General features: G+C 70.4%; 14 protein-coding genes. 6 read left to right on the forward strand and 8 right to left on the reverse strand.

Annotated features, from left to right (window positions below):
- Position 1: 1 nt before the first annotated feature.
- Complete coding sequence (locus AC3CF1_RS31960; RefSeq protein WP_488451933.1) at positions 2-1,444, reverse strand: MFS transporter; 1,443 nt, start codon at positions 1,442-1,444, stop codon at positions 2-4.
- A 110-nt stretch (positions 1,445-1,554) separates the two neighbouring features.
- Between AC3CF1_RS31960 and AC3CF1_RS31965 the strand changes: the two genes are divergently transcribed.
- The 3 genes from AC3CF1_RS31965 to AC3CF1_RS31975 are packed head-to-tail and all read left to right on the forward strand — an operon-like array spanning position 1,555 to position 4,664.
- Positions 1,555-2,415, forward strand: coding sequence for a TauD/TfdA dioxygenase family protein (locus tag AC3CF1_RS31965; RefSeq protein ID WP_488451934.1), 861 nt, complete (start codon positions 1,555-1,557; stop codon positions 2,413-2,415).
- A gap of 40 nt (positions 2,416-2,455) precedes the next feature.
- The gene (locus AC3CF1_RS31970) at positions 2,456-3,709 is read left to right on the forward strand and encodes an ATP-grasp domain-containing protein (RefSeq protein WP_488451935.1); all 1,254 of its coding nucleotides are present in this window, start codon (positions 2,456-2,458) and stop codon (positions 3,707-3,709) included.
- Positions 3,710-3,713: 4 nt separating this feature from the next.
- On the forward strand, positions 3,714-4,664 hold the full coding sequence (locus tag AC3CF1_RS31975) for a GNAT family N-acetyltransferase (RefSeq protein WP_488451936.1): 951 nt from the start codon (positions 3,714-3,716) through the stop codon (positions 4,662-4,664).
- Between the two features lie 211 nt (positions 4,665-4,875).
- Here the strand turns inward: AC3CF1_RS31975 and AC3CF1_RS31980 are convergent, their stop codons facing one another.
- On the reverse strand, positions 4,876-5,787 hold the full coding sequence (locus AC3CF1_RS31980; protein WP_210792650.1) for a TauD/TfdA dioxygenase family protein: 912 nt from the start codon (positions 5,785-5,787) through the stop codon (positions 4,876-4,878).
- A gap of 267 nt (positions 5,788-6,054) precedes the next feature.
- Here AC3CF1_RS31980 and AC3CF1_RS31985 point away from each other — a divergent pair, with 267 nt between their 5' ends.
- The gene (locus tag AC3CF1_RS31985) at positions 6,055-7,332 is read left to right on the forward strand and encodes an amino acid deaminase (protein ID WP_425887699.1); all 1,278 of its coding nucleotides are present in this window, start codon (positions 6,055-6,057) and stop codon (positions 7,330-7,332) included.
- A gap of 70 nt (positions 7,333-7,402) precedes the next feature.
- Here the strand turns inward: AC3CF1_RS31985 and AC3CF1_RS31990 are convergent, their stop codons facing one another.
- Complete coding sequence (locus tag AC3CF1_RS31990; RefSeq protein ID WP_328849839.1) at positions 7,403-8,284, reverse strand: GNAT family N-acetyltransferase; 882 nt, start codon at positions 8,282-8,284, stop codon at positions 7,403-7,405.
- A 4-nt stretch (positions 8,285-8,288) separates the two neighbouring features.
- Positions 8,289-9,542 (reverse strand): helix-turn-helix domain-containing protein, encoded by a 1,254-nt coding sequence (locus tag AC3CF1_RS31995; protein ID WP_488451937.1) that lies wholly within the window; start codon positions 9,540-9,542, stop codon positions 8,289-8,291.
- Between the two features lie 362 nt (positions 9,543-9,904).
- Here AC3CF1_RS31995 and AC3CF1_RS32000 point away from each other — a divergent pair, with 362 nt between their 5' ends.
- Both AC3CF1_RS32000 and AC3CF1_RS32005 read left to right on the forward strand, forming a co-directional pair.
- Positions 9,905-11,116, forward strand: coding sequence for a fatty acid desaturase (locus tag AC3CF1_RS32000; protein ID WP_488451938.1), 1,212 nt, complete (start codon positions 9,905-9,907; stop codon positions 11,114-11,116).
- The gene (locus AC3CF1_RS32005; RefSeq protein ID WP_488451939.1) at positions 11,113-12,249 is read left to right on the forward strand and encodes an aminotransferase class V-fold PLP-dependent enzyme; all 1,137 of its coding nucleotides are present in this window, start codon (positions 11,113-11,115) and stop codon (positions 12,247-12,249) included. The genes AC3CF1_RS32000 and AC3CF1_RS32005 overlap by 4 nt, the downstream gene beginning before the upstream one ends.
- A gap of 50 nt (positions 12,250-12,299) precedes the next feature.
- Here the strand turns inward: AC3CF1_RS32005 and AC3CF1_RS32010 are convergent, their stop codons facing one another.
- The 4 genes from AC3CF1_RS32010 to AC3CF1_RS32025 form a co-directional block, all read right to left on the reverse strand.
- Positions 12,300-13,568: a helix-turn-helix domain-containing protein gene (locus AC3CF1_RS32010; RefSeq protein ID WP_488451940.1), complete on the reverse strand. Its 1,269-nt coding sequence runs from the start codon at positions 13,566-13,568 to the stop codon at positions 12,300-12,302.
- A gap of 206 nt (positions 13,569-13,774) precedes the next feature.
- Positions 13,775-15,190, reverse strand: coding sequence for a glutamine synthetase family protein (locus AC3CF1_RS32015; protein ID WP_488451941.1), 1,416 nt, complete (start codon positions 15,188-15,190; stop codon positions 13,775-13,777).
- Complete coding sequence (locus AC3CF1_RS32020) at positions 15,187-15,939, reverse strand: thioesterase II family protein (RefSeq protein WP_488451942.1); 753 nt, start codon at positions 15,937-15,939, stop codon at positions 15,187-15,189. The genes AC3CF1_RS32015 and AC3CF1_RS32020 overlap by 4 nt, the downstream gene beginning before the upstream one ends.
- A complete protein-coding gene (locus AC3CF1_RS32025; RefSeq protein WP_488451943.1) occupies positions 15,939-17,906 on the reverse strand; it encodes a non-ribosomal peptide synthetase in 1,968 nt (655 codons plus the stop codon). The genes AC3CF1_RS32020 and AC3CF1_RS32025 overlap by 1 nt, the downstream gene beginning before the upstream one ends.
- Positions 17,907-17,951: the final 45 nt, after the last annotated feature.

Consider the following 17,951-nt stretch of genomic DNA (forward strand, 5'->3'; position numbering starts at 1 on the left):
GTCACCCCACCGTTTCCTGAGGCACGGCGTGGGCCATGGCGGGGGTTTCCGTCCGGACGGGTCTGGGGTCGGTGGACCGGCTGGTGCGGGTGGGTGACCTGGTCCAGATGACGACGGCCAGTACGGCGGTGACGGCGGCGGGCAGAAAGACGAACACGGAGCCGGTGAGGCCGACGGTGAGGCCGAGCAGCAGTGACGACAGCGGCACGGTGCCGGTGATGAAGGTACGGATGACGGCGTTGACCCGGCCGGACAGTTCGGCGGGAATCTCGGCTTGGCGGTAGGCCATGGTCGTGGCGTTGACACCGCCTTCGCCGAAGCAGAGCAGGCAGAACGCGATGACGACGAGGATGGGCGCGACGAGCAGCAGGCCGACGGAGCCGAGGGCTGCGACGCCGAGCCACACGCCGATGCGCAGGTGGCGACGGTGCGGCCCGTTCGGTGCCAGAGGGCTGACCCAGGAGCCGATGGCAGCGGCGACGGCACCGAAGGAGACGGCGATACCGAGCGCACCAGGGGACCAGTTCCACTGGTTGGTGCCGATCGTGAGGATGGTGGGTTCGACGGCGCCGGCACCGAGGTTGTAGAGCGCGACGGCTGCGGTGAGCCGGCGCAGGTCTGGTCGGGCCCGGAAGTAGGCGATCCCTTCGCGGATCTGCTCTCGCATGGTGGGGCCGTGGCGTTCGATGACGGTGCGCACCTTGGGTAGGAACAGGGCGGCGACGGCGGTGACGAGGAAGCTGCCAGCGTCGATGATGAGGGCCCACGTGACACCGGCGGCGGCGATGGTCAGACCGGCCAGGGCAGGGCCGGCGAACCGGGCGACGAGCTGCGCGGAGTTGAACCAACTGGCTGCCTGGTCGAGCCGTTCGCGGGGGACGAGGGCGGGGATCAGGCCGTAGTCGCCCGCCACGTCGGAGACCACCTTGGCCAGGCCCATGACGGCGAGCATGACGAAGACCAGGGCGACCTGTTCGAACACGAGCAGCAAGGGGATCATCGCCACGGCGGCACATTGGACGATCTCGCCGGCGATGAACAGGGTGCGCCGGTCGTGCCGGTCGATGAACGCGCCGAGGAGCGGGGCAAGCAGGAAGGGCGCGGTCTGGGCGGCCATGCTCGTGACGGCGAGCAGGCTGGAGCCGGTGGATTCGAGCAGCGCCCAGGGCACGGCCAGGTACAGGAACGTGTTTCCGGCCATGGAGATGGCCGTCGCTCCGGTGTACAACCAGAACTTTCTCATGATCTTCCCATCGCCGTCGCGGCCGGGTGCGGCTCTCGCTGTGTCGGGCAGGGCCTTGGCGGTGCGGCGGACTCCGTTGGGGAAATCGTCCGGCGCGGCTATCCGTCGACAGTCATGTTGCCACGTCTTGCCAAATCTTGGCAATGCGGTCACGATGATGGCGCGATGAGGGGTGCTCCCGCTTCGCAGGATTGGCAACAATGGCCAGGCCTTGTGCGTGCCAGGCGAGCCAGGCGCAATCCATGCCCACACTCATCCGAGAGAGAGGCAGTACCGTGGCGCAGACCCTCGTGGCCCCATCGTCCGTCACCGTGACCCGGCTCGCGGGCAACATCGGCGCCGAGATCGGTGGTGTCGACACCAGCGGACCGCTCAGCGACGCCGCCGTCGCCGCCGTCCGTGCCGCCCTGCTGGCGCACAAGGTGGTGTTCCTCCGCGACCAGAGCCTCGACTACGACAGCCAGCAGGCGTTTGCCGAGCGGCTGGGCGAGCTGACGCTCAGCCACCCCATCTACGCCGCACCGGAGCGCCGTCCCGCGTTGCGCGAGATGGACTCCGCCCACGGCACGAAGGCAAACCACTGGCACACCGACCTGACCTTCATCGAGCGCCCACCCGCGTTCTGCCTCCTGCACGCCAAGATCATTCCGCCGGTGGGCGGGGACACGATGTGGGCGAACTGCGTCACCGCGTACCAGTCGCTGCCCGCTCCGCTGCGCGCACTCGCCGACGAGCTGCGCATCCTGCACAGCAACGACTCCGACTTCACCGACGACACCGTGGACCACCGCGACGACTACGTGTCCACCGCCTACGTCGCTGAGCACCCGGCTGTCCGGGTGCACCCGGAGACCGGCGAGCGTGCGCTGCTGCTCGGCGGCTTCGCCCGCAGCGTCGTGGGGATGACCCCGGCCGCCGGCCGCGACCTCATCCGGCTGCTGCAGGAGTACGTGACCCAGCCCGAGCAGACCGTCCGCTGGCAGTGGCGCGTCGGCGACCTCGTCATCTGGGACAACCAGGCGACGATGCACTACGCGATCTACGACTACGGCCGGGAGCGCCGTCGTGGCGAGCGACTGACGACCATCGGCCAGACCCCGGTCGGCATCGACGGCCAGGCCAGCGTCACCATCGCCGGTGACACCTCCGCATACAGCGCCGGCCTGCGCTGACGCCACGGCCCTTGTCGGACCGTGAGGAAGAGGCTGTGACATGAAGAACGTGCTGCTGATCAACTCGGGTCGCAAGGCCGTCGGCTGCGCACTCCAGGAACGGGACGACATCCTGCTGTCGGTCATCTCCATGCCCGGCTACCTCGACTGGTACGACGCGGGCACCGACCTGGAGGTTGTCGACACCATCGAGAACCTGGATCTGGTACGCGCGGCCGCCCTGCGGATCCGGGAGCGTAATCCCTTCGACTACGTGGTCGCCCCGTCGGAGTGGAGCGTCCCTGCCGGAGGCTTCATCCGTTCCTACTTCGGCATCCCCGGGCCGAGCTTCGACGTGGCGAACGCGTTCTCCAACAAGTTCGTGATGAAGCAGAAGGTCGCCGCGGCCGGGCTGCCGGTGGCGAGGTTCCGTCGGGTGAACACGCTCGGTCAGCTCGTCGCCGTCGGTGACGAGCTGGGCTGGCCGTACGTGCTCAAATCCGCCTTCGGCGGCGGCTCGGAGAACGTGTTCGTCGTCCGCGACACCGAGCACGCCAAGTCGATCATGGCCGGGGAGACCCTGGCCCGTCTGAGCGACCTGGACAGCCCGATGCTGGCCGAGGAGTTCGTCGACATCGACACCGAGTTCCACTGCGACGGGGTCGTCGTCGACGGCAAGGCCGTGTTCGCCGCCGCCTCCCGTTACCTCGCCCCGGTCCTCGACAGCCTCGGCGGCGTGATCGCCTCGTACACGCTCCCGGACGACCACGCCGACGCCCGCCTGATCTGCGACCTGCACGATCGGGTGGTCACCGCACTGGGGCTCCCCGACGGCGTCACCCACCTGGAGGTTCTCAAGTCCTCGCGCGGCTACCTGGTCGGTGAGATCGCCTGCCGGACCGCTGGCGGCGGCATCCCTCTCCAGCTTGAACACCAGTACGGAGTGGACACCACCGACGCCCTCATCGCCACGTCCATCGGCGACCCGGTCGAGTTGGACGTCCCGTCCCGATCCGACTACATGATCCAGTACATGCTGCCCCGGCCGGTGGGCACCGTCACCGCGATCAGTGCCGCCGCCGACCTGCGCTCCGCGCCTGGCGTGGAGTACGTCGAGATCAGCACGAAGGTCGGCGACCACCTCGCCGGTCCGGTGGACTCCTCGGTCTACGCCGGCATCGTGCTGATCCGGGCCGCGACCGAGGCGCAGGTGGCCGAGCGATGCGCGGAGATTGCGCGCCGGTACCGCATCGACGTGGCAGCGGAGCCGGTCGGCGACTCTGCGACGGCTGTCCTGGCCGAGACGAGGGGGTGACGCTGTGCGGATCACCGACCACCATGGCCTGGCTGTCGCTGACATCGTCCCGGAGGAGGTGGCGCAGCGGCCGTGGCGCGGCAGCGACAAGCACATCGACGTGGTACGCCTGCCAAACCCCCCGGACGATCTCCTGCCCGAACTCGCCGGACTCGGCTTCGTCCACAAGCCGGAACTGCTGTCGTGGCGCGCCGAACTCGGCCCGGACGAGGAGGAGTTCCTGGCCCGGCTGGCCACGAAGCCACGCCAGGACATCAGGCGCTCCATCCAGCGGGCCGAGGCCGCGCTCACCCTGACTGTCCACGACACCCTGCCGGCGCCGTTGCTCGACCGGTTTCTGGACCTGTACCGCTCGCGTGTGGCGGAGATGACCTACGGAATCACTATCGCGTGCCGGTACCGGGACGCGATGCTCGACGGTCCGGACAAGTACTACGGCGTCTTCGCGATGGACGGCGCGGAGATCGCCGGCGGGTGCCTGGTCCGTGAATGCCCGGACGAGGAGACGGTGCGCATCCGCTTCTCCGCCGTGACCGAGGAGTGGCGCCGGGCCAGCCTGGCTCGCACCCTCTACTTCGGGGCGATGCGAGTGGCCCGCGACAAGGGCTTCAAGTGGGTGACGTTGGGCGATGAACCCAACCTGTACGGCCACCTGACCAAGATGGGCCTGTTCCCATTCAAGGTCGCCATGGGCTTCCACCCGGTGCCGTCGCAGGACAATCACGACCCCGAGGGCCGCGACCTCGCTGACCTGGTCCTGACCGGCACGCACCTGAGCGGGCCCGGGCTGATGCTCGGGTATGTGCCCGGCCGTCGCCACGAGCGGCAGTTGACCGGGTACGTCATCAGCGACGAGCCGGTGGACCTGAAGCGGATCGCCGCCCCGTTCCTGGACGCGGTGGTCCAGGTGCCGCCTGGTGAGCGCGCCGCCTCGGCGGCGGTCCCGCTGCCCTGAGCGGCGCTGCCTGTTCCGCTGCCGACACTCCTGGACTGACTGACGCGACGGCTCCCGGTCCCGCCGGGAGCCGTCGTCGTGTTCCACCACGCCCGCCGCCTGATGAATCCCGTAGCGGCTCGCCGATGGCCGGTGACACGGCGAACCCCGGGTGTACGCCGGCGGACCGGCGCACACCCGGGGAACGGGCCCCGCTCACGTTGGCGGTGGGCTACATGCCCGCGCCCGCCACGAAGTCGGAGGTGTTGCCCTGCAACGTGACAGCGGGAGCGCCGTCGACACCGACAGTGGTGGTGCCGGCGACGGTGACCCGCTCACCGCGGCGGTGCTCGGTGTAGTCCTTGATCGCGTAGTGCAGGGTCGCCTGGTTGTCCCAGATCACCAGGTCGCCCTTCTGCCACTTCCAGCGCACCGTGTACTCGGGCTTGGTGGCGTACTCCGTCAGGATCCGGAGCAGGTCGCGGCCAGCCTGCGGGGTGTAGCCGGTGACAGCCCGCGCGAACCCGCCCAGCAGCAGGCAGCGCTCGCCGGTTTCCGGGTGCACCCGGACGGCCGGGTGTTCGGCCGCGAAGCGGTTCTTGAGGTACTTGGTCCGCACGTCGCCGTCGTAGGTGGCGTCGGTGAAGTCCGAATCGTTGGAGTGGACGACGCGCAGTCCGTCGGCCAGCGTGCGCAGTCCCTCCGGCAGGTCCCGGTACGCCGCACCGGTGTTGGCCCAGATCGTGTCGCCGCCGACCTCGGGGCAGACCACGTTGTGCAGGAAGGCGAAGGCCGGCGGGTTGTCCATGTAGGTGAAGTCCGCGTGCCAGTAGTTCGCGCGGGTGCCCTCGCCGCGGGAGTCCATCTCCCGCAGCAGCGGCTTGCCCTCGGGGCCGCCGTAGATCGGGTGCCCCAGGGTCAGGGTGCCGAACCGCTTGCCGAACGCCACCAGACGGTCGTAGTCCAGATCCTGACGCCGGATGAAGATCACCTTGTGGGTCAGTAGCGCCTGCCGCAGCTCGCGGATCACATCGTCGCTGAGGTCCTCGGAGGCGTCCACGCCGAGGATCTCAGCGCCGATGTTGCCCGCCACCTGCCGGATCCGGACCCGGGTGTTGACGGGGTTCTCGATGGTGTGAGTCACCTGGTCCTGCCCTTCCTTGTCGGAGTCGACGGCTCTGCCCGCGTGGAGCCTGGGAGGTGCACACGCTCCACGTCTGGGCGCCTGGCCAACGCCGCCGGTCTTGAGAGCCATATTGCCAAGTCTTGCCAGCCCTGGCAACGCCTGAATCCGCAGTATGGGAACTACTTTTCAGTCAGCAGCAACCTCGGCTCGGCGTCCGCCGATTGCTGGCTGTTGCCAAATCTGGCAGGCTTTGGCAAAGCGCATCGTCTCGTGGGAGGGCTAAACATGATCGATACCGAGGCCGTGGAGGCGATCCGCCAGGAGCTGATCACCTGGAGGTACAAGGGGCTGCCGGTGGCGCTGGACGGCTGCACCATCGCCAATGCCGCGGAACGCGGGCTCAACCTGTTCGAGGACGGATTCCTCGGGCCGATGCTCGTGCTCGACGACGACGCCCTGACCCACAACCTCACCACGATGGCGAAGTGGTGCGCCGACCGGGGAATGCAGCTCGCCCCGCACGCGAAAACGACGATGGCGCCGCAGCTCTGGGCTCGCCAGATCGAGGCGGGGGCGTACGGGCTGACTGCGGCCAACACCGCCCAGTTGCGGGTGTACCGCGCCTTCGGGGTGTCCCGGGTCATCTTCGCCAACGAACTGGTCGACAGTGCCGGGCTGCGCTGGGTCGACGAGGAACGGTCCGCGGACCCCGGGTTCGAGTTCGTCTGCTTCGTCGACTCGGTCGAGGTGGTGGCCCAGATGGAAGCCTCGCTGCGTCAGGTGGGTGCCGCGCCGGTGGATGTCCTGGTCGAGGTCGGCCGCACCGCCGGACGGGCCGGGGCGCGGTCGGTGGCCGAAGCGACGGCGGTGGCCCGCGCGGCCGCGGCCAGCCCACTCCTGCGTCTCGTCGGGGTGGGTGGCTACGAGGGTGTGCTGGTCAACGACCCGTCGCCGCACAGCATCTCGGTGGTCAACGAATTCCTGCACCGAATGCGCGAACTGACCATCGCCCTGCATCGCGAGGGACTGTTCGAGACCGACGAGATCCTGCTCACCGCAGGGGGCAGTTGCTTCTTCGACCAGGTCGCCGAGGTGTTCGGCGGGCCGTGGCCGGGCATGTCGGTGACCACCGTGCTGCGCAGCGGATGCTATGTCACCCACGACGACGGTTTCTACCGGTGGATGTCCCCGTTCTCCCGGGGCGAGGCCGCCAACGGCTCGCTACGGCCGGCCCTGAAGCTGTGGGCGCGGGTCACCTCGATGCCGGAGCCAGGGTTGGCCCTGCTGACCGCCGGCAAGCGGGACCTGTCGTTCGATGCCTGGCCGCCGGAACCGCAGCTGGTCCGCGGCGCCGACGGCGAGATCCGTGAACTGGCCGACTGCGCCATCCGCGCGGTCAACGACCAGCACGCCTTCCTCACACTGCCCGCCGGGCACGGGCTCGCGGTGGGGGACTGGGTCATGCTCGGACTGTCCTACCCGTGCACGGCCTTCGACAAGTGGCAGCTGATCCCCGTCGTGCGGGGCGAAACCGTTGTCGACTTCGTCCGGACCTACTTCTGACGAGGCTGCCCGGTGTGGGCGGCGCCGCCGTGGCGACGCCGCCCACACCGGACGACCCGGGCCCGGTTGGCTAGAGGAAGTGGCCGCTGGCCAGGTACGGCGTGGGTTCCGTCATGCCCCGCAGCGCCAGGTAGCCCTCCTGGCCGATGTCCAGCCGGGCGGCGAGCCCCACGTCGATCGCCCAGTGGTTGGCGGTGGTGATGCAGTTGATCAGCGTCGGCCCGCTCGACGAGGCCAGCGCCTCCCACAGCAGCGAGGACGCCGTCTGCGGGTCCTGGGCCGCCAGCAGCTTCGCCTGCCCGAGGTCCTCGTCGATGAACACGTACCCCTGCCGGCCCGACTGCCGGGACACCACCAGACGCATCCGGCGAATCATGTATTCGTGATCAGGGCCGTGCCCGGCGCCGCGTCGGCTCACGTCCAGCCGATCCATCCACTCGATGTCGTTCTCGTCGCCCTCGCTCAGGCCGGAGACCGTCGGCAGCGTGGACCGGTCCACGGTGCCCACCATGCGCATCTGCGGATAGAGCAGGAAACCCGCCAACCGGTAGCGGCGGGTGGCCCCGGGGTGCACTGTCGACGAGAACAGCCCCGGACGCCCATCGGCATGGGCCAGGACGGCGTCCATCAGCTGTCGGCCCAGCCCGCGCCCCTGGTGCTGGGGCAGCACGCCGTACGTGGCCAGATACCAGACCTGTTCCCGATTCTGCGAGATGGCGAAGCCGACCATGTCGTCACCGTCCATGGCCGCCCAACAGCCGCCTGGATCGGTCTCCACGAGGTACGACATCCGGTCGATCCACTGCTTGCCCACCGCGGCGGACCGGGGCTGAACCTCCGGCTCGCTCACCCGGCGGCTGAGCCGGTCGCCTTCGAAGAAGGTCACCGCCGAGGCTCGCTCGGCGGCTGGCACGTCCTCGACCCGCATCGGCCTGATCTGCGTCTCTCCCACGATCTCAACCGTCCTTTCCACTGCTCGCCGGTGGTCGCGCGCTCATTCCCCGTAGCCTGGCCGACGCCGACAGTGTCTCGGCCAGACTGCGCCAGGCCTCCGCCGCCAACTCCAGGTTGTGCGCCGCGGTCGCGTTGTGCGCCAGCCGCTGCAGGTGCGCGATGCCGGTCTCGGTGTCGCCCTCGACGATGGAGAGGCGGCCGCGCAGCACCTCGATCCGCAGCCGGTCCCGGAACGACAGGCGCCCGTCCGTATCGTCGATCCTGCCGGCCAGATCCTGGGCCTCGGCGAACCGCCCCTCCTCGAACGCCAGGTGTGCCTGCAGGGAGAGCATCTCCTGCTGGTGCAGCTCGGACCCGATCATCCGCAGCACGGGGGCGACCTCCTCCAGGCGGGCACGTGCCTCCGCAACCTGGGCCGGGGTGCTCTGCAGGTACAACGAAGCAGCGGCGAACCTCAGCCGCATCCACAGCTTGAGATCTTCGTGGCTGTCCAGCAGTCGCAGCGCCTGTTCCAGCATCTCCTGCGAGGCACGGTAGTCACCCTGGCGCATGCTGACCGTCGCCGATGCCCACAGCGCCTCCACGTACGCGGTGCCCGGAGTGCCTTCGGTGAGGGCGCACAGCAGGTCGGCGTGCCGGCGTGCCTCGCTCAGCCGGCCCGCCTCGGCCTCGGTGGGGATCAGCACGTGCAGCGCGGCCGTCCGGTCCGGCAGAGCGAGCGCGGTGGACAGTTTGACGGCCCGCTCGGCGTACTCGCGGGCCTTCACGATGTCGCCGAGGACCCGCAGGCAGCGCGACATCCGGGTACATGTGCGCACCAGCAGTTCGGGCACGTCCAGTTCCTCGGCCAGCGCGAGCAGTTCGGTCAGCAACGCGTACGCCGCCTCGTGCGCGCCCTCGTCACTGCGCAGCCCGGCCAGCAGCCACAGGGCCTGCCAGCGCAGCTCCGGCGCGCGTCCGTCGTCGAGGCGGAGCGCCTCGGCCACGCGTTCGGCGCTGTCGGTCTGCACACCCGACGTGACCGAGGCGAGCACGATTGCCAGTGTTGCCGACATCGGCTGGGAGAGGAACGCGGCCTCCTCGACCCCGAGCCGCTCTGCCAGGTACGCCACCACACGTGGCGTGGGTTGCCGGGCGCCCGACTCCAGCCGGGACAAATAGCCGGTGGAGATGTAATCCCCCGCGAGTGCAGCCTGCGACAGTCCGCGTCCCAATCGGAGGGCCCTCAAGCGTCGACCGAACTGCGGCTGATCCAATGTCTCATCCCTGAGGTGTGGGAGGCGGTGCCACTCGGCATCGACTCACATCTGCCGAGACACGCAATCACGGCAGAATGCAGACGGGTTGCGGCATCACGAATGTGATCCCCCCAGCGCCTCTTGGTGGCTTGACCGTAGTCGTGGAATAGCGGACTTGTCAACGCCAGGCAACAGCATTGTCAAAGACGTTGCCGTCCTCTACCGTCGTCGCTGAGCGCCACCCTGTCCCAGCTCGCCATCCATTCCGCCAGCCGCCGGCTGGTCCCGCGGCCGGTCGCCAGCGGGCGCTGGGTTCGCCACTGCTGGCGGCCTTTTGCCACGTGCACATTCCGGCGCGTGCCCTCTGCGAGGAGTCTCGAATGGCCTCGGTGAACACCCTCAGCCCGCCCACCGACCTCGACTTCAGCAAGCTGTCTCCCGAGATCCGGCGCGAGCTGCGCAAGCTGTGCCGGTTGGACAACCACCACGGAATACTCGGCGTCCTCTTCGACTACGCGGTCGTGGCGTTCGCCGTATATCTCAGCGTGGGTGTGTCGTACTGGTTCTACCCGGTGTCCCTGGTGCTCATCGGGTCCACCCAGCGTGCCCTGGTCAACCTCCTGCACGAAGCGTCGCACAAGGTGCTGGCACGCAATCAGACCTTGAACCTGGTGCTCAGCACGGTCTTCACCGGGCACCTGGTGTTCCACATGCACAACCCCTACCGCAGCTCACACATCGGCCTCCATCATCGCTACCTCGGTGACCGGGACAAGGACCCCGACTACAGCTTCCACGTGGAGTGCGGCATCTACGATCCGGGCGGCTCCAACCGGGCCTTCTTCCTGCGCAACATTCTCCTTGCGGCTCTGGGTCTGCGAACCCTCGAGTATGTCCGCTACGTGGTGGAGGACCGGCTGCTGTTCCGCGAGGACCAGATTGCCGTCTCGATGCCGATCAGCCTGCGCGCCGAGCGCTGGCTGCTGCTCGGAGTATGGACGGTGCTGCTGACCCCGATCGTGTCCGGCGGCTACCTGCTCGAATTCGTCCTGTTCTGGATTGTGCCGCTGTTCACCACCGCGGTCGCCATCGGCTGGCTGTCCGAACTGGCCGAACACTTCCCGTTGCCGGAGAGCGAGAACAGACAGATCCTGATGACCCGCAACCGCCACGGCTGGGCCATCGAACGGTTCCTGCTGGGGCGCCACAACGACAACTACCACCTGGTTCACCACCTCAACACCGGCGTGCCCTTCTGGAACATGAAGAAGGCCCACCGGATCCTGCTCGGCGATCCGGCTTACGCGTTGTGGGACGGGATGTGGGCTGGCATCATGACCCGCTCGCCGGGCCGCAGGGACAAGGAAACGCTGATCAGTTACGCCGGGAAATACCGCGAGTGGCGTCGCACCGGCGGCGATCCCGGCGACCCGGGGCAGCGCAGTTTCGCCGAGATCGCCGCGCTGGCCAGGCACTCGTGGACGCCGCCACCGCAACCACAGCCGGCACCGGTGCCCGCGCCGGCACGACCAGTGGCGGCACCGCCGCCGGAGCCTGCGGAGTCGCCCGTACCGGCCAGGGCCCGACGATGACGGCTGGCATGATCCACCTCAACACCGCCGGCGCGGGCCTGCCGGCCCCCGGCGTCACGGCCGCGATGACCGGCTACCTCGAGGCGGAGGCCACGGCCGGGCCGTACGAAGCCGAACAGGCCCGCGCCGACGATCTCACCAGCCGGGTGTACGCCGTGCTCGCGGACCTCGTCGGTGCGCAAGCGGAGCACATCGCCCTGTTCCCCAGTGCCACCGACGCGTGGTGCCGGATCGCGTGCCATCTCACCCTGCCCCAGGGAAGTCGGATCTGGACGACGCCGTACGAGTACGCGGGCAACCTCATCGCCCTGCAGCGGCTCGCCGCTCGCCGCGGGTGCGCCCTCGAGGTGATCCCGGCGGACGGCGCCGGCGACCTCGACCTGGAGTGGATGCGCGCCCACCTCGACGATCGGGTGGCGCTGGTGTCCGTGGTCCACATGCCGTCGGCGGTCGGTCTGATCCAGCCGGTCGAGCAGATCGGCGCGCTGCTGGCCGGCTCCGCGGCGGTGTACGTGGTGGACGCGTGCCAGACGGTGGGCCAGATCCGCGTCGACGTCGATGCGATCGGCTGCCACGCGCTCACCGCGGCGGGCCGCAAGTTCCTGCGCGGCCCGCGCGGCACCGGCTTCGCCTACCTGCGCCCCGACCTGTGGGACCGGATCGACCCCGTGTTCTACGACCTGCACGTCGCGCAGGCGCTGTCGCTGCACGAGCACCGGTGCGACGTGGACACGGCGGCCCGGTTCGAGACCGCCGAGCGTGGCAACGCCGCGATACTCGGCCTGCTCGCCGCCGCCGAGTACGCCCGCGCCGCGTCGCCGGCGCCGACGGCCGAGGTGTACGCGGCACTGACCGCCACCATTCGGCAGACACCCGGTGCCCGGCCACTGATGCCCGGCAGCCGACACGGCGGCATCGCGTCCTTCACGCACGACCGGCTGCCGCCGGAACGGATCCGCGACGCCCTCGCCGACGACGGGCTCAACACCTGGGTCGGCGTCGGCGCACACACTCCGCTGTACCTGGCCGCGGCCGGGATCGAACGGTTCGTGCGCACGTCGGTGCACCACTACAACAGCGTCGCCGACATCGAGGCGTTCGGCCGGTCGCTGCGCCGTGTCTGCGCCGCCTGACCGTTGCTGACCCGGCCTGCCGCCGAGGGGCGAGCGGGCACCGGCCCGGTTCAGCCGGTGGCGGCTCGACCGGCAAGGGCAGGGCCGTCACCGTACGGCTTGGCCAGGGTCTCCGCGAGGTTGCGCCACAGCTCGGCGGCGAGCTCGACGTTGTGGGCCTCGTCGGCCTGGCGGGCGAGGTCCTGCAGCGCCCGTATGCCGCCGTCGGCCTCACCGTTCAGAATGGACAGACGCGCGTGCAGGGCGGCGAGCTTGAGCCGATCGCGGAACGACAGCAGCGACCGCTGGGTGGCGGCCGCCTCGCACAGCACGCGCGCGTCGTCGAGCCGCCCCTCGGCGAACGCCAGGTGAGCCTGGAGGCTCTGCAACTCCTGGTGCTGACGCTCGGTGCCGATCAGGTTCAGGACCGGGCCGACAGCATCGAGTGCGGTGCGGGCCTGCGAGGGCTGCGCCGGAGTGATCTGCAGATACAGCGAGGCGGCGGCCAGGTGCAGCCGGATCCACAGCTGTAGGTCGTTGCGGCTGTTCGCGCCGGACAACGCCTCCTCCAGATAGGCGATGGCGCCGGCGTGGTCACCCTGGCGGGTGCGGACCGTCGCGGCCGACCAGAGCGCCTCGATGTGCAGCGTCCCGCCCGCAGGCTTGGTGAGGTGGCACAACTCGTCGGCATGGGTGCGGGCCTCATCGAGCTGGCCCGCCTCGGCCAGCGCGGAGACGAGGGCCTGCAGGGTTGCCGCGCGGTCGGTGAGCGACAGCTCGTCGGCGATGCTGTGCGCCTGCTGCGCGTACTCCCGGGCGCCGGTGGTGTCGCCGAGGGTGCGCAGGCAACGCGACAGCTGGGTCTGCGCGCGGGCCAGCAGCGGCGCGACGCCGAGTTGCGTGCTCAGCTTGACCAGCTCCTCCAACAGGTGGCGCTGCTCGTCGCGCTCGCCGGCGTCACCGCGGATCTCCGCGAGCAGCCAGAGCGCCTGCCAACGCTCGGCCGGGTCTCGCTGGCCGTCGGTACGCAGCGCCTCGGCCAGTGGTTCGGCGACGCGGTCGTCACCGCTGGCGGAGATCATCGCGGCCAGGATCTGGGTGAACGGAGAAGCCTGCACGACGTTCACCGGGTCGGCGTTCGGGTCTTCCAGGACCGAGGCCGGCACGCCGAGGCGCTGTGCGAGGTACGCCACCACACGGGGGGTCGGTCGCCGGGCCCCGGACTCGAGGCGGGAGAGGTAGCCGGTGGAGATTCCACCCTTTGCCAGCGCCGCCTGGGAAAGGCCGCGCTTTTCGCGCAGTGCGCGAAGCCGGGGCCCGAACTCGGACTGCTGCAGCATCTCCAACCCCCAAGGCCAAGGTCTCCGACAACCGACATCAAGCGCCGCAGGTGTGACCGCCGGTAATGACTCGGCATTGCCACCGACGGTATGTGGTTGAACAGGAGTATAGCCACGCCGGCGGGCAGCGTGACAGCGTGCCGGCACAGGGGTTGCCTCCACGGGTTGCCGGCGCGTTGCCGCGTCGGCAACCCTGCGTATCCGGGTCAGAACCGGGTGTTGTGCAGGGCGTACACCTCCGACTCGGGCATCGCCGCCAGGTCGCGAACGTCTGCGCGCTTGATCGCGGTGTAGAGGTCCCGGCGGGGCGAACCCAGCACCGACATCAACAGGTCGTCGCGTTCCAACGCAACGACCGCCTCGGCCAGGCTGGCGGGCAGGACGGTGACCCCGCGGCGCCGCAGTTCCGCGTCGGACAGGGTGTTCGGGTCGACGGTCAGTGGCGGGCCTGGATCGAGCCGCCGCCGTACCCCGTCCAACCCGGCATGGATGACGGCGCCCAGCGCCAGGTACGGGTTGGCGGTGCCGTCGCATGGCTTGATCTCGACGTTGGTGGTGCCGGACTCGTCGCCGCCCAGCACCGACGGGACCCGGACGGCGGCCTCGCGGTTGTCGAAGCCGTAACACCCGTAGGCACCGGCCCACCTGCCCCGCACCAGCCGCGCGTAACTGTTGACACTGGGGCACAGCAGGGCGGTGAGCGCTGGCAGGTGCGTCAGCACCCCGGCGATGAAGTGGTGCGCGACGTCCGACAGCCCCGCCCCGGGCGCGGCGAACGCGTTGCCGTCGCGCCAGAGGGACACGTGCAGGTGGTTGCCATTGCCGCGCAGCCCCGACAGCGGCACCGGGGCGAACGTGGCGCGCAGCCCGTGCTGCCGGGCCAGACCACGGGTGAGTATCCGCTGCCACACGTGGTTGTCGGCGGCACGCAGTGCCGGGGCGGGCCGGACCGTGACCTCGTGCTGGCCCGGCGAGGTCTCCGGGTGGTACTGCTCCACCGCCACACCGACCGAGCGCAGGGCGCGGATCAGCGCGATCACGTAGTCGTTGGTGACGTCGAACGCCTCGTTGTCGAGCGTGAGCCCGTCGTCGAACGGCACACCGTCGCGCAGCAGGGTGAACTCGGGTTCGAACGCGGCCACGACGGCGTACCCCTCCTGGTGGGCCTCGGCCACGGCGTCGCGGAGGAACGCCCGCGGACACGCACCCCACGGGGCACCGTCCCTGGTGAGCAGGTCACCGAGCATCGCCGCGGAGCCCGGCGCGTGCGGCAGCAGCGCCAGGGTGTCCGGGTCGGCGGAGATGCGCACCTCGTCCATCACCGCGAACCCCGGCACCGGCTGGGCCTGGTCCAGCAGGCTCGCCGCCTGGCGACCCACCGACAGCGGCACCCCCGACCGTAGCCGGCCGGGCAGCACCTCCCGGCCCACGCCCTTGCCCCGGAGGATCCCGTTGTGGTCCACCCACAGGAAGCGGACGATCTCCAGGTCGTGCCGCTCGACCAGTGCCAGGACGTCCGCCGCGGTCCGGCGCGGCGACCCGTCCACGGGACCGACATCGTCGGCGGGCGAACGGGGCAGGCCGGTGGTCACAGATCCCAGCGCGGCGGAGGTGATCGTCACGGCCCACTCCTCACCGGCGCGGGCAGGCAGTCGCCCAGCAGCGCCAGCGGCGGCTCGGCCACCAGGTAGAAGTGGTCGCCACGGACACCGTACGCGCGGACCGTCCCGGTGGTCAGCGTCGACCACGGGCGGCAGTCGGCGTCGTCGTCGGCGTCGCCCACGATCGTCGTCACCGGGCACCGCAGCATCGGCCCCGCGCCCGGTTCGTACGCGTGGAACATCCGGCCGTCGGCACGCACGTACGGCAGGACCAACTCCTGGAACTCGGGGTCGGCGGCCAACTCCGGGTCGGTGCCGCCGAGCGTCAGCAGGCGCTGCACGACCGCCGCGTCGTTCAGGTCGTCCGGGTCCGACAACTGCTCCGGCCCTGGGTACGGCGCGTCGCGCGATCCCGACGCGAACAGGTGGAACGGCTCGATCCCACGCTCCTGCAGGGCGACCGCGGTCTCCAGGGCGATGGCCGCGCCCATGCTGTGACCGAACAGGATCAGCGGGCGGTCCGCCAACGGCACCAGCGCGTCGGTGATCTGCGTGGCGAGCAGGCGAAGGTCGGTGGGCGGCGGTTCGGCGATCCGGTGCGCGCGGCCGGGATAGCAGACCGCGTGCACCTCGACGCCGGGGAGACGCCCGCCCCACGAATGGAACATGGCGGCGGAGCCGCCCGCGTGGGGGAAGCACACCAGACGCACGTCCGGGTCGGTGAGCGGCACTGGGCACCGCAGCCAGGTGGTGGTTTTGCGCATCGTCATCACTCTGCCTCCTGCATCAGGCCGGTACGCCGGGCGCGCAGCGCGCGGGCCCGCTGGGCGCGGGCGGAGCGGGCCTCGCCGGTGGCCGTGTCGGCGTCGGCCGCGTCGCCGCCGTCGCGCAGCAGCGCCACCTGCGACGCCACAGTGGTGTGCTGGAACAGGGCGACCACCGACAGTCGGCGCCCGGTACGCCGCTCCAGCGTGTCTCGTAGCCGGAACATCGCCAGCGAGTGACCGCCCAGGTCGAAGAAGTTGACGTCGGCGGGGACGTCGTCGCGCTGCAGTACATCGGTCCACGCCGCACTGACCTGCACGGCCAGCTCGGCCGGGTCCGCTGTGGGCGGCCGGGCCGGTCCGGCCGGCGTCGCCGCCTCGGCGGTCACGGGGCCGGCGTCGGCCAGGCCGCGCAGTGCGGCCCGGTCGGTCTTGCCGTTGGCCGTGCGCGGGAAGTGGTCCAGGACCACGATCCGGCTCGGCACCATGACCGCCGCAACCCGGTCGGCCAACTGCCGTCGCAGGGACTCCGGAGCAGCTCCGGCGAGAGATAGGACGAAGCCGACCAGCTCGGTGTCACCGGCGGCGGGGACGACCACGGCCTCGCGGACGCCGGGCAGCGCGCACAGCTGTGCCTCGACGGCCGAAAGCTCGATCCGATGACCGCGGACCTTGACCTGATGGTCCCGGCGACCGAGGAACTCCAGGGTGCCGTCGTTGGTCCACCGGCACAGGTCACCGGTGCGGTACATCCGCTCGCCAGGGATGGCCGCGAACGGATCGTCGCGGAACGCCCGGGCCGTGGCCTCGGGCCGCCCGTGGTAGCCGCGGGCCACACCGGGGCCGGCCACGTACAGCTCGCCCGACTCGCCGACGGGGACCGGGCACAGCTGCTCGTCCAGGACGTACACCCGGGCGCCGGGGATGGGACGGCCGATGGTCACCGGGGCTGGTGCGGTGAAACGCTGGTAGGTCGCCCACACGGTCGCCTCCGTCGGGCCGTACTCGTTCACCAGCTCGCAGCGACCGGAGGTCTCGACGAAGTGCCGCTCCACCAGCTGCTGCGGCAGGGCCTCACCGGCCACGATCGCGGTCCGCAGTGACTCCAGGCGGCCCCCTCCCATGCGCGCGGCGGCATCGAGCAGGTAGCTGTACAGCGAGGGGATGCACAGCAGGTGGGTGGCCCTGTGGTCGTCGACCAGTCTGACCAACTGCTCCGGGTCGCGTACCTGCGCGCCCGTTGCCACGATCAGGCAGCCGCCTGCGGTCAGCGTGCCCCACAGGCCGGCCACCGAGGAGTCGAAGCTGAGCGGGGACACCAGCAGGAACGTGGGTTCGCCCGGGTAGACCAGGCGCCGGGCCAGGGTCGAGGCGGCCAACTGCCCGTGCTCGACCACCACGCCCTTGGGCTCCCCGGTGCTGCCGGAGGTGTAGATGAGGTACGCCGGGTCGGTGAGCAGCACGGGGACGTCGACCGGTGCCCCGTCGGTGCCGGCGGCGGTGTCGCCTGCCGTGACCGGCACCAGGGGCAGGCCCGTGCCCGCCAGGCGGTCGGCGGTACCGTCACTGACCAGGGCCGCCCTGACCTGGGCATCGGCGAGGATCTCGGTCAACCGCTGGTCGGGCTGGCCGGGGTCCAGAGGTACGTACGCCGCGCCGCAGCGCAGCACGGCGAGGATGGCGGCGACGGTGGCCGTGCTGGCTTCGGCCAGGACCGCCACCCGGTCGCCGCGGCCCACACCGGCGTTCGTGAGCGCGGCGGCGATCCGGGAGCTGCGTGCGCCGAGTTCGGCGTAGCTCATCTCGTCGGTGCCGCAGCGCACCGCCGGCCGGGACGGCGTGCGCGCGGCCACCGCGGTCACCAGGTCCGGCACCGGCGACAGCGGACCGTCCGGCAGGGGATCGCCGAGGTACGCCGGGCACGGCAGGTCGGCCGGCGTGCCAAGCGGCGGGGTTATCGACAGCATGGTCATGGACGAGCTCCTTCTTCCCTGGTGACAAGGGTGCGGACGGAGATG

This window comes from Micromonospora sp. MGP-C2 (assembly GCF_057766525.1).

What these genes read in the sequence shown, in the direction of transcription:
- AC3CF1_RS31970 (WP_488451935.1), top strand. Translation starts at nt 2,456, where the DNA reads ATGAAGAACGTGCTGCTGATCAACTCGGGTCGCAAGGCCGTCGGCTGC.
- AC3CF1_RS31985 (WP_425887699.1), top strand. Translation starts at nt 6,055, where the DNA reads ATGATCGATACCGAGGCCGTGGAGGCGATCCGCCAGGAGCTGATCACC.
- AC3CF1_RS32000 (WP_488451938.1), top strand. Translation starts at nt 9,905, where the DNA reads ATGGCCTCGGTGAACACCCTCAGCCCGCCCACCGACCTCGACTTCAGC.
- AC3CF1_RS32005 (WP_488451939.1), top strand. Translation starts at nt 11,113, where the DNA reads ATGACGGCTGGCATGATCCACCTCAACACCGCCGGCGCGGGCCTGCCG.
- AC3CF1_RS32010 (WP_488451940.1), bottom strand. Translation starts at nt 13,568, where the DNA reads ATGCTGCAGCAGTCCGAGTTCGGGCCCCGGCTTCGCGCACTGCGCGAA.
- AC3CF1_RS32020 (WP_488451942.1), bottom strand. Translation starts at nt 15,939, where the DNA reads ATGACGATGCGCAAAACCACCACCTGGCTGCGGTGCCCAGTGCCGCTC.
- AC3CF1_RS32025 (WP_488451943.1), bottom strand. Translation starts at nt 17,906, where the DNA reads ATGACCATGCTGTCGATAACCCCGCCGCTTGGCACGCCGGCCGACCTG.